The following is a 15,786-nucleotide window of genomic DNA, read 5'->3' on the forward strand; positions in this document are numbered from 1 at the left end:
CGCATGCGTGACGCGTGTCTTTTGCGTATCGTCAGAGCCGGGCCAGCGCCGGCTCCTTGAAGTGCTGCTGGTACTCGGCGACCGCCTTGGTCTCGTCGAACTCGCCTTCCATCTTGGCGACGACGACGGTGGCGACGCCGTTGCCGACCAGATTGGTCAGGGCACGGGCTTCCGACATGAAGCGGTCGACGCCCAGCAGCAGGGCCAGACCTTCGATCGGCAGCACGCCGGTGGCCGACAGGGTGGCGGCCAGCGTCACGAAGCCGCCGCCGGTCACCGCCGCCGCACCCTTGGAGGTCAGCATCAGGATGACCAGGATGTAGAGCTGCTGCCAGATCGTCAGGTCGACGTTGAAGGCCTGGGCGATGAAGATCGCGGCCATCGACAGGTAGATGGAGGTGCCGTCCAGGTTGAAGGAGTAGCCGGTCGGGATGACGAGGCCGACGACATGCTTGGAGCAGCCGAACTTCTGCATCTTCTCCATCATGCGCGGCAGCACGGACTCCGAGGAGGAGGTGCCGAGCACGATCAGCAGTTCCTGGCGGATGTAGCGGATGAAGTTCCAGATGCTGAAGCCGTAGGCCTTGGCGATGCCGCCGAGCACGACGAAGACGAAGATCGCCATCGTGATGTAGACCGACGCCATCAGCTGGCCCAGCGCGGTCAGCGAGGAGATGCCGTACTTGCCGATGGTGAAGGACATGGCGCCGAAGGCACCGACCGGGGCGACGCGCATCAGGATGCCGATCACGCCGAACAGGGCGTGGCCGATCTTGTCGAAGATGTCCTCGACCACCTTGCCCTTCTGGCCCATGGCGGACAGCGCGACGCCGAACACCACGGCGAAGAACAGGATCTGCAGCATGTCGCCCTGGACGAAGGCGCCGACGACGTTGTCGGGCACGATGCCGACGACGAAGTCGATGAAGCCGTGTTCCTTGGCGGTGGTGGCGTATTTCTGCACCGAATCGGCCTGCAACTGGCCGGGCACGATGTTCATGCCGGCGCCCGGACGCACGAGGTTGACGACCAGCAGGCCGATGCCGAGCGCGAAGGTGGTCACAACCTCGAAATACAGCAGCGCCTTGCCGCCGACCTTGCCCACCTTCTTCAGGTTGCCGATCGAGGAGATGCCGGTCACGACCGTCAGGAAGACGATCGGACCGATCACCATCTTGACCATCTTGATGAACAGGTCGCCCAGCGGCTTCATCTGCACCGCGATGGACGGATAGAAATGGCCCAGCAGGATGCCGATGGTGATGGCGGTCAGAACCTGGAAGGTCAGGTTGGTGTAGAAGGGCTTCTTCGCCGTGCCCGGCCGGCCGGCGGTCGCTTCTGCGCTCATGCTACTCTCCTCGTGGCGTTCCTCAGAACGGCGTTCCTGGCGGGGTGCCCGTTCTTTCGTCCGGCTTTGGCGCCGGCTGGGCGGGCGGCCCCCAACTGATTGCCAGTGAAAGCAAGCGGTGGGCCAATTGCTGAATCCAGCAACATCAAGCATTTGGCGAAAGACGGAGGGCGAGAATCCGCACGACACGGGCCATTCCGATGTGCGAAAATCCGCACACTTCACAGCGCTGCGGCATCTTTGTTGCGGCGCAGCAAGACGAAAGACGCCGTTGCTTAGCGATCCGAACGACCCGGCGACAGATTCCACCGCCCATTCAGCCGCTCCACCGGCACCCGCCCCGCCGTCCCGCGCGGTGCAGATGGTGGCACGGGCGCTGGAACGACCGCGCCGGCTGCTGATGGCGGCGCTGCTGCTGGGCGTGCCGGTGGCGGCGGCTCTGGCGGCCGGCTGGGCGTCGTCGCTGGCGCAGGACGATTTGCGGGACAGTGCGCGGGCGCAGCTGACACTCTACAACGCCAATCTCCGGGCGGAGTTGGAGCGGCATGCCGCCGTTCCCCTGGCGCTGGCCCAGGATGCGGAGGTCCGCGCCCTGCTGGCCTATCCGTCGCCGGCGGCGATGGACCGGCTGAACCGCAAGCTGGAGGACATCGCGCAGGCGTTGGACGCGCTGGCGCTCTATGTGATGGACGCCAAGGGCACGACGGTGGCGGCCAGCAACTGGAACGACGCCGCCAGCTTCGTGGGTGAGAATTTCTCCTACCGGCCCTATTTCCGCATGGCGATCGACCAGGGGGAGGGCCACCACTTCGCGCGGGGCACAACCTCGCTGGTGCCGGGCTACTACACCGCCAACCGGGTGGTGGCGGAAAACCGCACAGTGGGCGCGGTGGTGCTGAAACTGGGCTTCGACCGGCTGGAGCGGGCCTGGGCGCCGGGGCAGGAAAAGCTGCTGGTGACCGACCGCGACGGGGTGGTCTTCATCACCAACATGCCGTCCTGGCGCTATCACGCCCTGCCCCGCCGGCTGCCGATCAGCCTGCCGATCATCCCGCAGGGCGCCAGCGAGGGGCTGGACGTGCTGCCCTGGGTCTTCGGCGGCGCGTCCGACCGCATCGCGCTGGAGGAAAAGGGCGGGCTTCGCCACTATCTGCTGTCGTCGGTGGCCATGCCCGGCGGCGATTGGACCCTGCACAGCCTGACCAGCCTGGATCCGGTGACGGCCCGCGCCTGGGTCGCGGGTCTGCTCGCCGCGGCAGTGGTGGCGATGGCCGCACTCACCGCCTATGCCGTGGCGCTCCGCCGCGTCGCCCTGGTCGAGCGCATCGCCCTGCAGGAGGAATCGCGGGCTGAGCTGGAACGTCGGGTCGCCGCCGCCACCGCCGATCTGCGCGCGGCGGAAAACGAGCTGACCCAGGCGGCGAAGCTGGCGGCATTGGGCCAGATGTCGGCGGGCATCGCGCATGAGATCAATCAGCCTCTGGCCGCCATGCGCAGCTTCGCCGACAATGCGGTGGTCCTGCTGGAGCGCGGGCGGACGGACGCGGTGCGCGACAACCTGGCGGAGATCGCGGAGCTGACCGACCGCATGGCGGCCATCACCCGCCAGTTGAAGGGGTTCGCACGCCGCGCCTCCGGCACGCTGGGGCCGGTGTCGGCCCATGCCGCCGTCGGGCAAGCCCTGGCGCTGCTGGAATCCAAACTGCGGCGGGACGATATCACGGTCGAGGTCGACCTGCCCGACCGGCCGGTCCGTGTGGTGGGCGAGGACGTGCGGCTTCAGCAGGTGCTGGTCAACCTGATCGGCAACGCGACGGACGCCATGCGAGGCTGTCCCGTGCGCCGCCTGCGCATCGGGCTGGTCACGGCGGACGGGGAGGCGCTGCTGAGCATCGCCGATACCGGCAGCGGCATCGCCGAGGCCGACCTGCCCCGCCTGTTCGTCCCATTCTTCACCACCAAGGAGGCCGGCGAGGGGCTGGGGCTCGGCCTGTCGATCAGCCACGGCATCGTCGAGGATTTCGGCGGCAGCCTGACCGCCGCCAACCGGAACGGGAAGCCCGGCCAAGGCGCCGTCTTCACTTTGCGGCTCAAGACCACGGAGCAGCCTGCATGACCCGGTCCCTTTCCGAAAGCACCGCCCATGATGACGCCGGCAGCGTCCTGTTCGTGGACGACGAGCGCGCGGTGAGGGTGGCCGGGCAGCAGGCGCTCGAACTGGCGGGGTTCGAGGTGACCGCCTGCGACGGGGCGGAGCGGGCGCTGCGCCATCTCGGCCGTGATTGGCCGGGCTGCCTCGTCACCGATGTGCGGATGCCGCAGATGGATGGGCTGGCATTGCTGGCGCGGGTGCAGGAGATCGATCCCGACCTGCCGGTCATCCTGATCACCGGGCATGGCGACGTGCCGATGGCGGTCGAGGCGATGCGCAACGGCGCCTATGATTTTCTGGAAAAGCCCTTCCCCTCCGACCGGTTGACCGAGATCGCCCGCCGCGCGGTGGAGAAGCGCCGGCTGGTGATGGAGAACCGCCGGCTGCGGGCGCAGATCGCCGGCGGTGCCGATCCCGCCGGGACCATCGTCGGCCGCACCCCCGGCATCGAGCGGCTGCGCACCACCATATCCGCAGTCGCCGATACCGACGCCGACGTCCTGGTGTTCGGCGAAACCGGCACCGGCAAGGAAATGGTCGCCCGCGCGCTGCACGAGGCGAGCGGACGTCGCAAGAATCCCTTCGTCGCGCTGAACTGCGGCGCCATGCCGGAATCGATCTTCGAGAGCGAGTTGTTCGGGCATGAGGCCGGCGCCTTCACCGGCGCCGCCAAGCGGCGCGTCGGCCGGATCGAGCATGCCAGCGGCGGTACCCTGTTCCTGGACGAAATCGAAAGCATGCCGCTGTCGCTGCAGGTGAAGCTGCTGCGGGTGATTCAGGAACGGGTGGTCGAGCCGCTGGGATCGAACGAGCAGGTGCCGGTCGACCTGCGGGTGGTCGCCGCCACCAAGGCGGACCTGCGGCAGGCGGCGGATGCCGGGACGTTCCGTGCCGACCTCTATTACCGGCTGAACGTGGTGGTGCTGACCATCCCGCCGCTGCGCGAACGGCGGGACGACATTCCGCTGCTGTTCCAGCATTTCGTCGCCCAGGCCGCCACACGGTACAACCGCGAACCGCGCGTGCCTTCTCGCGAGCAGATGCAGCGGTTGATGAGCCAGGACTGGCCGGGCAATGTCCGCGAACTGCGCAACGCCGCAGACCGCTTCGTGCTGGGGCTGGAGGACGTGGCAGCTGTGCCGGTGTCGGCACCGTCCACTCTGTCGTTGGCCGAGCAGGTGGATCTGTTCGAGAAGGGCCTGATCCAGTCCGAACTCGCCCGTCATCGCGGCAGCGTGAAGGCCGCCATCGAGGCGCTGAACATCCCGCGCAAGACCTTCTACGACAAATTGAAGCGTTACGGGCTGAGCCGCGACGATTTTCTGGACTGAAGGCGGTACGACATTTCATACCCCATAAGGGGTAACAAAAGAGGTTTGCTATAGGAATGATGTTGCGTCAATTTGCGTGCCGTTGACCAACATTTCCGCGGCTATGGCTATGGCGCAAGACCACGTATTTCCCAGACCGCTTCGCTGCTTCAACCGTATGAAGGGCGAGCATTTTCCCACCACCATCATGGTCGAGCGGGTCTAGACACCTCCCCGATTTGGGGTATGCCCAGTGTCGTTCAGGACCGACGCGCTTCTCATCTGGAAAGTCCGGCACCATGAGCGCGCAGTGAATATGAAATTCGGGTGAAATATGGTTTTCAGCTCTATCTTGTTCATTTTTTATTTTCTGCCGATATTTCTTTTTTGCTATTACTCATTGCCGTTTAAGCACGCCACCCTCCTTTTATTCAGCTTGATTTTCTATGCGTATGGCGAGGTGATCTATACCTACGTCATGCTGTTGTCGATCCTCATCAATTATGCCTTCGGGCTATGGATCGCCGGGGGAGAGGGGCGGAGCCGCAAACTCGCCCTGGGTGCCGGTGTGGTCGTCAACCTGGGCATCCTCGTCTATTTCAAATACCTGGGCTTCTTTTACGAGATGCTGGCCGTGATGGCCCCGAACCTGCTGTCGGGCCCGCCACAGGTACATCTGCCGCTCGGCATCTCGTTTTTCACCTTCCATGCGCTGTCATACCTGATCGATGTGTACCGCCGGCAGGTTCCGGTGGAGCGCAGCCTGATCTACGTCGCCGTCTACATCACCATGTTCCCTCAGCTCGTGGCTGGGCCGATCATCCGCTTCCACGACATCCGGGACGAGATCCACAACCGCAGGGTCAACGCGGGCCTGTTCGCCGAGGGCATTCAGATCTTCGTGATCGGCCTTGCGCAGAAGGTGCTGATCGCCAACACGGTGGCGGTTGCGGCTGACCAGATTTTCGCGCTCGACCCGACGGGGCTGAGCCTGCCGGTCGCTTGGCTGGGCATCCTCTGCTACACGTTGCAGATCTTCTTCGATTTCTGCGGTTACTCGACCATGGCCATCGGGCTGGGGTTGATGATCGGCTTCCACTTCCCGCTGAACTTCAACTATCCCTACATCGCACAGTCGATCACCGAGTTCTGGCGCCGCTGGCACATCTCGCTGTCGATGTGGTTCCGCGACTACCTCTACATTCCATTGGGCGGCAACCGTGCCGGGCCGCTGGTCACCTACCGGAACCTGCTCGTCGTCTTCTTCCTGTGCGGCCTCTGGCATGGCGCCAACTGGACCTTCGTGGTCTGGGGCCTGTGGCACGGGGCCTTCCTGGTGTTCGAGCGGCTGGGTATCGCGCGGCTGCTCGACCGGTCGGTGCCGGCGATCCGCCACGCCTACACGCTGCTGGTGGTGATGATCGGCTGGGTGTTCTTCCGCGCCGACACGCTGGGGCATGCCTGGACCTTCCTGAAGGCCATGGCCGGAGCCGGCCAGCCAAGCCCTCTGGCGCCGCACATCCTCCAGTTCCTGACGCCGGAGACCGCCACCGCGCTGGTCATCGGCGTGGTCGCGGCGACACCGGTGCTCGGCCGGCTGGTGCGGGCCGGGCTTGACGCGGCGCGGAGCGCGGCCGGCGGGCGCATCCTGGTCGGCACGGGCGAGGCGCTGTACCTGGCCGGTCTGCTCGGCATGTTCGCGCTGGCCGTCATGAGCCTCGCTGCCGGCACCTACAACCCGTTCATCTACTTCCGGTTCTGACCATGCGAACGGTGACTCTCGGTATCGTGCACAGCACGCTTTTGCAGAAGCTGTGCATCGGACTTTTTCTGGCGCTCCTCCTGCTGCCCATGATCGGCCAGATCGTATCCGTGGGAACGGGCGTGACGGCGACCGAGATGCGGGCGCCGAACGCGCTGCCCGACCTGCCCGATACCGTCGAGGAGTTCTCCGTCCTGCCGCAGCGCTTCGAGGCATGGTTGAAGGACCATTTCGGCTTCCGCAACCATCTCGTGCTCGCCAACAACCTGATCCGGGTCAAGGTTTTCGGCCAGAGCACCTCGCCGCTGGTCGTGCTCGGCCGGGACGGCTGGCTCTTCTACACGGGCGAACATGCGCTCGAGCAGACGCGCGGCATCGACCGCTTCACGCCGGAAGAATTGGACCGCTGGATCGACGTGATGGAGCGGCGGCAGGCCTGGCTGGCGGAGCGCGGCATCCCCATGCTGATGGTCGCCATCCCCAACAAGGAGCGCGTCTACCGCGAGGAACTGCCGGCCTGGGCCACCCTGGTGAACCCGGAAAGCCGGATGGACCAGATCATCCGGCGACTGGCGGAGCGGCGCTCGCCGCTGGTGTTCAAGGACATGACCGCTGACCTCGTCGCCGCCAAGAAGGACATGAAGGTCTACCACCAGGCCGACACGCACTGGACGGTCGAGGCCGCCTTCGCCATCGGATATCGGGGGATCATGGAGTGGATCAAGACGGTCCGTCCGGATTTCACGCCGCTGACCCCGGCCGACATGAAGCGAACCCTCGCCATGCGCCAGGGCGCAGACCTCGACCTCGCCCGCATGCTGGGACTGGCGGCGGTTTACCAGGAAGAGGAGGTCCGCTATGACTTCGCCGGACCGCCCAAGCTTCGCAGCGCCGACGCCTCGATGCCGAACGGCATCGTCCAGAACATTCTGCGCGCCGACCGCCCGACGGCGCCGAGCGTGGTGTGGTTCCGGGACTCCTTCACCATCTCCATGATCCCTTACATTGCCGAAACCTTCCGCGAGGCAGTCGTCACCGAGCACAAGGGGCTGCGCTTCGACAAGCCGCTGATCGAGGAGCGCAAGCCGGATGTGGTCGTCTACCAGTTCGTCGAGCGGTCCCTCAACGCTCCCATCCCGGCGGAATGATCCAAGTAATCTTCTGTCGATACTGCGAAACAAATGGGTCTTGATTTTGAAGGGTTATTGCCCTAGCCTGCTTGTGGTTAATTAACCATATGGCGGCCACTGAGATGGGCGTTGTATCCTCCAAAGCCTTCCGCTTCTTCAACCGTAGGACGGGAGAGCATTTCTATACGGGGAGCACGGCCGAACGGGATGGCATCATCGCCGCAAGAGCCGACATGACGTATGAAGGCGTCGCTTTCCTGCCGGGAGGCAGTGCCAGCACTCCGGTGTCGGTGGCCCGCTTCATCAGGCTGGATACGGGGGAGCATTTCTACACCGCCAGCGCCGTCGAGCGGGATTACATCCTCCAGAACATGTCGGACAATTTCCGCCTGGAGGATTCGGAGGCATTTCTTGTTTCCGCGACGCCGGATTATCAATTCTCCCAGCCCGTCTACCGGTTCCTGGACACGGCAACCGGCAACCATTTCCTCACCGCGTCGGAAAGCGAGCGGGACGGGGTGATGGCGGCCCTGCCGAGCTATCGCTATGAAGGGGTGGCGTTCTACGCAAAGCCGACCCCGCCGCTTCCCCCTGCCCCGTCGGGGAATTTCGACGAGGCGTGGTATCTCCAGGCCTACCCGGACGTACGCGATGCGGTGAATGCCGGCTTGATGACCGCCCGCGTCCATTACGACGTTTTCGGCAAGCGGGAAGGCCGGATGCCGAACGACATGGCGGCCCTTGCCGGCAACGACCGCTGGATCGCCTTCGACGGCGCGCCCGGCCATGTCCGAATCCTGAACGGCGGTGCCGGCGACGATATCCTGGACGGGATCGACGGATACACGATCTCCAACAGCACGATGGTCGGCGCCTACATCGGCTACAGCGACTTCAGCGACGTGCTGTTCGGCGAAACCGGCAACGACACGCTGTACGGCGCGCAGAACGACACCCTGAATGGCGGAAGCGGCAACGACACCTACTACGTTCATTCGTCCGGCGTTCTGGTGACCGAAGGTGCGAATGCCGGGATCGATGAAGCTGTCCTGATCGAAGATAGCAACAGCGGCTATTTCAACTACTCCATGCCGCCCAATGTCGAGCGGCTGCGGGCGTTCATCACCCCGATCATCAATCCGTCGGTTCCCACCGTTGCCGGGAGTGCCGGGGACGACTGGATCGGTGCAGGCGGCACCACCGCCCCGATCCGCCTTCTGGGCGGCGCAGGCAATGACACGTTGAATGGCGGTCTCGGCAGCGGCGGCGGCGCGGTCGTGGAGGGTGGCACCGGCAACGACTATTTGCTGGCGGTCGGATTCAACGACGCACGTTTCTATACCTGGCTGGCATCGGGCAGCGATACGCTGAACGGCGGTGACGGCGATGACACGCTGGTGGCCTGGACCGGCAACGACCGCCTGTCCGGCGGCGCCGGTGCCGATACCGTCCTCGTCGACTTCGCCACTCCCCCGAACCTGCTCTGGCAGGATCCGAAGGCTTGGACCTCCTATCCGGGGGGCGGCGGCAACCTTTCCTATGTCCTGTGGTCGGGCACGTCGGTGACGACGGTCACCGATTTCCAGCCGGGTGTCGACGTGCTGAGCTTCCGCCACAGTTCGCTCGGTCTTTCCGACATCATGGCGCGCTTCAACGACCGTGCCGACGGGATGGGAGTGGTGGCGAGCTTCACCACCAACGAATTCGGGCTGTCGGTGACGGGCGACGCCAACAACACCTTCACGCTCTCACTCGACGGCCTAACCCGGTCCCAGGTCTCTGCGAACTGGTTCGCGGTTTCTTCGACCTGACGGCGTAGCCGGCCGCCCTGCCCCTCTCCCATCGGGGCAGTTGACGGCGGCTCGCGCTTGCCGGCTCCGCACTCGGTTCCCATGTGCCGTCTCCACCTGCGCGGCCGCCGCCGCGGGTGGAGCGGCGGGACGGACCTTTCCTTCGTTCCGGCTGTTGTATCGAAAGAACATGCAGCATCGACGTCGATGGGGACGGCCTGAGAATGTCACCGAGGATTAGCACCATGACCCCCCGTCTCCTTGCGGAGCTTCTGGAACCGATCCTGACCGCAGCGGAAGACGACGAAGAGGCCCTGTCCGAGGCCGTGAACCTGACCGCGGAGGCAATGGCGGCGCTGGGCGCCACCGTGCTCGACCCGGACGGTCAGCCGGCGCGCGGGGTGTCCGATGAACGGGCCGTCGTCGCCGCGCTCAACACCCACGCGCACAACCTGATGCGCGACGGGCGGCTCGACGACGTCGTCGAGGCTCTGCAAGTGGCCGAGCGGATCGGCCGCCTCGCCCATCTGCCGCACCACCCGCGGACTGTCTGACCACTCTTTCGGGAGAAGGGCGCGGTCGTTCGTGGAAGCGGCTTCGCGGGTGCGGGAACTCCCTCCCTCCTTGCTGTTTGAGCGACGTGCCACCCAGCGCTCAACAGGGGAGGAGCCCTCGTGCCCACCGCGCCGCAGCCACACGCCCACTCGAATGTCCTGGCGAGCCCTCTGGAAGGCGAGATCCTGTCGCGTCTCCAGGACTCCCTGCTGCCGGACCATCTGCTGACCCGCCGCTGGTATGCTGCCAAGGATGCCGGCCGGCCGGTCGTGCGCATCGTCGATGCCCTGCCCCTGCCCCTGGCCGGAGGATCGCAGGCGCAGCTCTGCCTGCTGCGCGTCGAGCCGCCGGGGCGGGAACCGCAGCTCTACCAGCTTCCGCTAATCCTCGACCGCGGCACGGGAGAGGATCCGTCGGTGATCCAAGGAACCGAGGATCTGCCGGTCGCCGGCCGCCTGCGCGACGGCTATGCCGATGACGGCGTGGTCCGTGCGCTGCTGGGCGCCGTCCTGAACCGCGACCTGGAAGTGGGCGAAACGGCCTTGTCCCCCGGCCTCACCGCCGGCCACACCCGCGCCTGCGAAGCGCTGGGCGACAGGCTGAAGGCGGACGCCCCGCTGCATCGGATGACGGCGGAACAGTCCAACACCTCCATCCGCATCGGCGACGTCGCCATTCTGAAGGGCCTGCGCAAGCTGGAACCCGGCACCCATCCGGAACTGGAGGTCAGCCGGTTCCTGACCGAGGTTGCCCAGTTCCCCAACACGCCGGCCCTGCTGGGCTGGGTGGAGCGGGCCAACAGCTCCGGCTCCACCACCCTGTGCGTGATGCAGGAACTGGTGCCGGAGGCCAAGGACGCCTGGGGCCATGTCACCGGATACCTGAACGACCGCGTCGCCCGCTTTGCCGACGGCGATGCCGCCCAATCCGCCGATGCCGACAGCGTCGCCTTCCTGCGCCTTCTCGGCCAGCGGACGGCGGAGCTGCACCGCGCGCTCGCCACCCCCGGCGGCGGCGATGCCTTCACGCCGGAGCCGGCGACGGCGGAGCGGCTGAAGGACTGGGCGGGCGGCGTGCGCGCTCTGGCGAAGCGGGTGCTGGAGCGGCTGCGCGCCGCGGCACCGACGCTTGACCCGGCCATCGCGCCCCACGCCACGGCTCTCGCCGCCAGCGAAGCGGCGGTGATGGCGCAGATCGATGCGCTGATCCCCCCGACCGCCGATCTCAGCGCCATGCGCCTGCACGGCGACTATCACCTGGGGCAGGTGCTGGTGTCGCGCGGCGACGTGCAGATCGTCGATTTCGAAGGCGAGCCGATGCGGCCGCTGGCCGAACGGCGGGCCAAGCATTGCATCCTGCGCGATGTGGCCGGCATGCTGCGCTCCATCGCCTACGCCGCCGCCATGGCCCGCGACGCGATGCCGGCCGATATCGACGGGCCGTCGCGCGATGCCCGCACGGCGTGGCTCTCCTGGTGGGAGGGAGCGGCGTCGGCCGCCTTCCTCGACGGCTACCGCAACGCCATCGGCGATTGCCCCGGCTTCCCGCGCGACCCGCAGGCGGCACCGGCGCTGCTGAAGCTGTTCCTGCTGGAAAAGGCACTGTACGAAGTCGGCTACGAATTGGCCAACCGACCGGGCTGGGTGGCGATCCCGCTGGCCGGCGTCACCGCCATCATCCGGGCCGATGCCGGGCCGGAGATCGCCAGCCGCGACCGTGACCGCATCGCTCCGGTGGACGAGCGCCGCCGCAGCCATTCCATGCCCTTCGGGGCGGAGGTGCAGGCCGACGGCTCCGTCCGCTTCTCCATCTGGGCGCCGTCGTCGGCGTCCGTCCTGCTGTCGCTCGACGATGGCGGCCAGCCGGTCGGAATGGAGGACCAGGGCGACGGCTGGTTCAGCCTGACCACCGCGCGGGCGCAGGCCGGCAGCCGGTACCGCTTCGTCCTGCCGGACGGGCTGGCGGTGCCGGACCCGGCCTCCCGCTTCCAGCCGGACGACGTGCATGGCTCGTCGGAGGTGATCGACCCCGGCGTCCACGCCTGGACCGATGCCGCCTGGACCGGCCGGCCCTGGCACGAGACGGTGCTGTACGAGCTGCATGTCGGCACCTTCACCGAGGAAGGCACCTTCCTGTCGGCCATCGAGCGGCTGGACGATCTGGTCGAGCTGGGCGTCACCGCGATCGAACTGATGCCGGTGGCCGACTTCCCCGGCTCCCGCAACTGGGGCTATGACGGCGTGCTGCCCTTCGCGCCGGACAGCGCCTATGGCCGGCCGGAGGATCTGAAGACGCTGGTGCAGGAGGCGCATGCCCGCGGGCTGATGGTCTTCCTCGACGTCGTCTACAACCATTTCGGTCCGGAGGGGAATTACCTCCACGCCTTCGCCAACAGCTTCTTCACCGACCGCCACAAGACGCCTTGGGGTGCCGCGATCAACGTCGATGGCGAGCGCAGCGCGCCGGTGCGCGACTTCTTCATCCACAATGCGCTCTATTGGCTGGAGGAGTATCACCTCGACGGCCTGCGGCTGGACGCGGTCCACGCCATCATCGACGACAGCGACCGCCATGTTCTGGAAGAGTTGGCGGAGCGGGTGCACAGCCATTTCCAGAACCAGCGCCACGTCCATCTGGTGCTGGAGAACGACGCCAACCAGGCGCGCTTCCTGACCCGCCACCGCGAGGGCGATCCGCGCTGGCACTCCGCCCAGTGGAACGACGACCTGCACCACTGCCTGCACAGCGCGGCCACGGGCGAGGACGGCGGCTATTACGCCGACTACGCCCATGATCCGGCCAAATGGGGCCGTGCCCTGGCGGAGGGTTTCGCCTTCCAGGGTGATCCGTCGGCCTACCGCGACGGCGAACTGCGCGGCGAGCCGTCGGCGCATCTGCCGCCCACCGCCTTCGTCACCTTCATCCAGAACCACGACCAGATCGGCAACCGCGCCTTCGGCGAGCGCATTTCCCACATCGCCAAGCGTGAGGCCGTGCGCGCCGCGACAATCCTCTATCTGCTGGGTCCCGGCATTCCCATGCTGTTCATGGGCGAGGAATGGGCATCGGCCAGGCCCTTTCCCTTCTTCTGCGACTTCGGCGAGGAGTTGGCGGAGGCGGTGCGCAAGGGCCGGGCGGAGGAGTTCGCCAAGTTCCCCGAGTTCCAGGACCCCGACGCCCGCGCCCGCATTCCCGATCCCACCGCGCCGGAAACGGCGGAATCGGCCAAGCTGGACTGGGACGCCCGTGGGACACCGGAGCATGCGGAGTGGCTCGACTGGTATCGCCGCGCCCTAGCTCTGCGCCGGACGGAGATCGTGCCGCGTCTGGACGGCGTTCCCGGCGGCGCATCCGGCCATGGCGTCGTCGGCAAGACCGGCCTGACCGTCTGCTGGAAGCTGGGCGACGGCAGCCGGCTGCATGCCTTCGCCAATCTGGCCGACACGCCGGCATCCGGCTTCCCAGAGGCCACGGGCCGCGTGCTGTGGACGGAAGGCGAAGGGCTGATCGGCGATACGCTCGGCCCCTGGTCGGTGGTGCTGTGGCTGGAGGAGGCCTCAGCGCTCGATCGGCTGGCCGACCGCATGGGCATCGAGCGCTCCTTCGACAACGCAGCCGGGGAGACGGTGACGGCCAGCGAGGAGACCATCCGCGCCCTGTTATCGGCGATGGGCGTCGAGGCGGGGGACGAGGCTGCCGCGCTTGCCCTTCTCGATCGGCTTGACGAGGAGGAGTATGGCCGCGCCCTGCCCCCGGTTGTGGTGCGCCGTGCGGGCGAGGCGGTGACGGCGCCGGTCACCCTGCCCCACGGCACCCGCACCCTGCGCTACACCCTGACGCTGGAAAGCGGGGAGACGCAGAGCGGCGTCGTCGGCTTCGGCAGCCTGCCGCGCTGCCGCTGCATCACCGTCGGCGACGTGAGCTATGCCGAGCGGCGCCTGCCGCTGGGCAAGCTGGACAAGGCCGGTTACCACACGCTGCGGGTGGAGACGGAGCATGGCGTGGCGGAAACCCGGCTGATCGTGGCGCCGGCCCGTTGCCATCTGCCCACGCCGATTCTGGTGGGAGAAAAGCTGTGGGGCTTGTCGGCGCAGCTCTACACCCTGCGCAGCGATCATGATTGGGGCATCGGCGATTTCGGCGATCTGCGGACGCTGGCCGACATCGCGGCATCGCGCGGGGCGGCGGTGGTCGGGCTGAACCCGCTGCATGCCATGTTCCTCGACAATCCCGAACACGCCAGCCCCTATTCCCCGGCCAGCAGGCTGTTCCTGAACCCGCTCTACATCGACGTCACCGCGGTGCCGGAGTTCCTCGACGATGCGGAGTTGCGCCGGGAGGTTGCGTCGCCCGAGTTCCGGCAGGCGCTGGACGCGGCGCGCGCCTCTGCCAACGTCGACTACACCGCGGTGTCCAAGCTGAAGCTGCCGATCCTGGAAAAGCTGTTCACCGCCTTCCAGAGGTCGGCCAAGCCGGAGCGCCGCGCCGCCTTCGACGCCTTCTGGACGGAGGGCGGCATCGGGCTGGAGCGTTTCGCCACCTTCCAGGCGCTGCGCGAACGCTTCGCGGCCGACGGCAAGGCCGATTGGCACCAGTGGCCGGCCGAGTTCCACGATGCCGCGGCAGCGGCAGTGGAGCGCTTTGCCAGGGAGCATTCCGACCGCGTCGCCTATTTCGTCTGGCTGCAATGGCTGGCGGACGACCAGCTGCGCGCGGCGGCGGAGCGCGCATCCGGTCTCGGAATGACGATCGGCTTCTACCGCGACCTCGCTGTCGGCGCCGATGCCGGCGGGGCGGAGACCTGGATGACGCCGCAGGCGGTGGTGGACGCCGCCCATGTCGGCGCCCCGCCCGACCTGTTCAACCCGGCCGGCCAGGATTGGGGCCTGCCGCCCTTCCATCCGCGGGCGTTGCGCGACACCGGCTATCAGCCCTTCATCGATCTTGTGCGCGCCAACATGCGCCATGCCGGTGCGCTGCGCATCGACCATGCGATGGCCCTCCAGCATGTCTACTGGATCCCCGACGGCAATCCGCCGGGCGAAGGCGCCTATGTGGCGTATCCGATGGAGGATCTGCTGGGCATCCTGGCGCTGGAGAGCCAGCGCCAGCGCTGCCTCGTCGTCGGCGAGGATCTGGGCACCGTGCCGGAGGGCTTCCGCGAGCGGATGACCGAGGCCGGGGTGCTGAGCTATCGCGTCGTCTTCTTCGAATGGACCGAGGATGGCGCCTTCAAGGGGCCGGACGAGTATCCGGAACTGGCGCTCGCCACCGTCGGCAGCCACGACCTCGCCACGCTACGCGGCTGGTGGGAGGGCGACGACATCGCGCTGAAGGCCGAAAAGGGCCTCTACCCGGCGGATGACGAGGAGGAGAAGCAGCGCACCCGCCGGTCGGCCGACCGCAGCGCCCTGGTTGATGCGTTGCGCGCCGCCGAGATCGCCCTGCCCGCCGGCTTCGGTGCCGACAGCCCCTATGACGAGGCGCTGGACCATGCGGCGCATGCCTTCCTCGCCCGCACCAACGCGGCGCTGGCGGTGGCGCAGCTGGACGACCTGACCCGCGAGCGCGATCAGGTCAACCTGCCGGGCACCACCGACCAATATACCAACTGGCGCCGCAAGCTGTCGATGACGCTGGAGGAGTTGGCCGACGCGCCGGAACCGGCGGCGGTCGCCGCCATCCTGGCCGCGGCGCGCCCGTCCTCTTCCCCCGCCCGTACCTGATCTCATGCCCCTT

General features: G+C 67.0%; 8 protein-coding genes. 7 read left to right on the plus strand and 1 reads right to left on the minus strand.

Features of this window, described 5'->3' with window-relative positions:
* Positions 1–31: 31 nt before the first annotated feature.
* Positions 32–1,348, minus strand: coding sequence for a dicarboxylate/amino acid:cation symporter (locus tag ACWPKK_RS15930; protein WP_310116851.1), 1,317 nt, complete (start codon positions 1,346–1,348; stop codon positions 32–34).
* Positions 1,349–1,619: 271 nt separating this feature from the next.
* Between ACWPKK_RS15930 and ACWPKK_RS15935 the strand changes: the two genes are divergently transcribed.
* The 7 genes from ACWPKK_RS15935 to treZ all read left to right on the plus strand — a co-directional run bounded on the left by ACWPKK_RS15935 (position 1,620) and on the right by treZ (position 15,773).
* Positions 1,620–3,464, plus strand: a complete 1,845-nt coding sequence (locus tag ACWPKK_RS15935; RefSeq protein WP_452005898.1) for an ATP-binding protein — start codon at positions 1,620–1,622, stop codon at positions 3,462–3,464.
* The gene (locus tag ACWPKK_RS15940; protein WP_324870985.1) at positions 3,461–4,831 is read left to right on the plus strand and encodes a sigma-54-dependent transcriptional regulator; all 1,371 of its coding nucleotides are present in this window, start codon (positions 3,461–3,463) and stop codon (positions 4,829–4,831) included. Before ACWPKK_RS15935 ends, ACWPKK_RS15940 begins: the two co-directional genes overlap by 4 nt.
* Before the next feature lie 439 nt (positions 4,832–5,270).
* Complete coding sequence (locus ACWPKK_RS15945; protein ID WP_452005903.1) at positions 5,271–6,572, plus strand: MBOAT family O-acyltransferase; 1,302 nt, start codon at positions 5,271–5,273, stop codon at positions 6,570–6,572.
* 26 nt (positions 6,573–6,598) lie between these two features.
* Positions 6,599–7,720, plus strand: coding sequence for an alginate O-acetyltransferase AlgX-related protein (locus ACWPKK_RS15950; protein ID WP_452005906.1), 1,122 nt, complete (start codon positions 6,599–6,601; stop codon positions 7,718–7,720).
* A 104-nt stretch (positions 7,721–7,824) separates the two neighbouring features.
* Entirely contained in the window at positions 7,825–9,513 is a 1,689-nt protein-coding gene (locus ACWPKK_RS15955; protein WP_452006667.1) for a hypothetical protein, read from the plus strand.
* Positions 9,514–9,737: 224 nt separating this feature from the next.
* Complete coding sequence (locus ACWPKK_RS15960; RefSeq protein ID WP_109086367.1) at positions 9,738–10,046, plus strand: hypothetical protein; 309 nt, start codon at positions 9,738–9,740, stop codon at positions 10,044–10,046.
* 120 nt (positions 10,047–10,166) lie between these two features.
* Positions 10,167–15,773, plus strand: coding sequence for a malto-oligosyltrehalose trehalohydrolase (treZ, locus tag ACWPKK_RS15965; RefSeq protein WP_452005909.1), 5,607 nt, complete (start codon positions 10,167–10,169; stop codon positions 15,771–15,773).
* Positions 15,774–15,786 lie beyond the last annotated feature (13 nt).

The organism is Azospirillum largimobile (genome assembly GCF_977007025.2).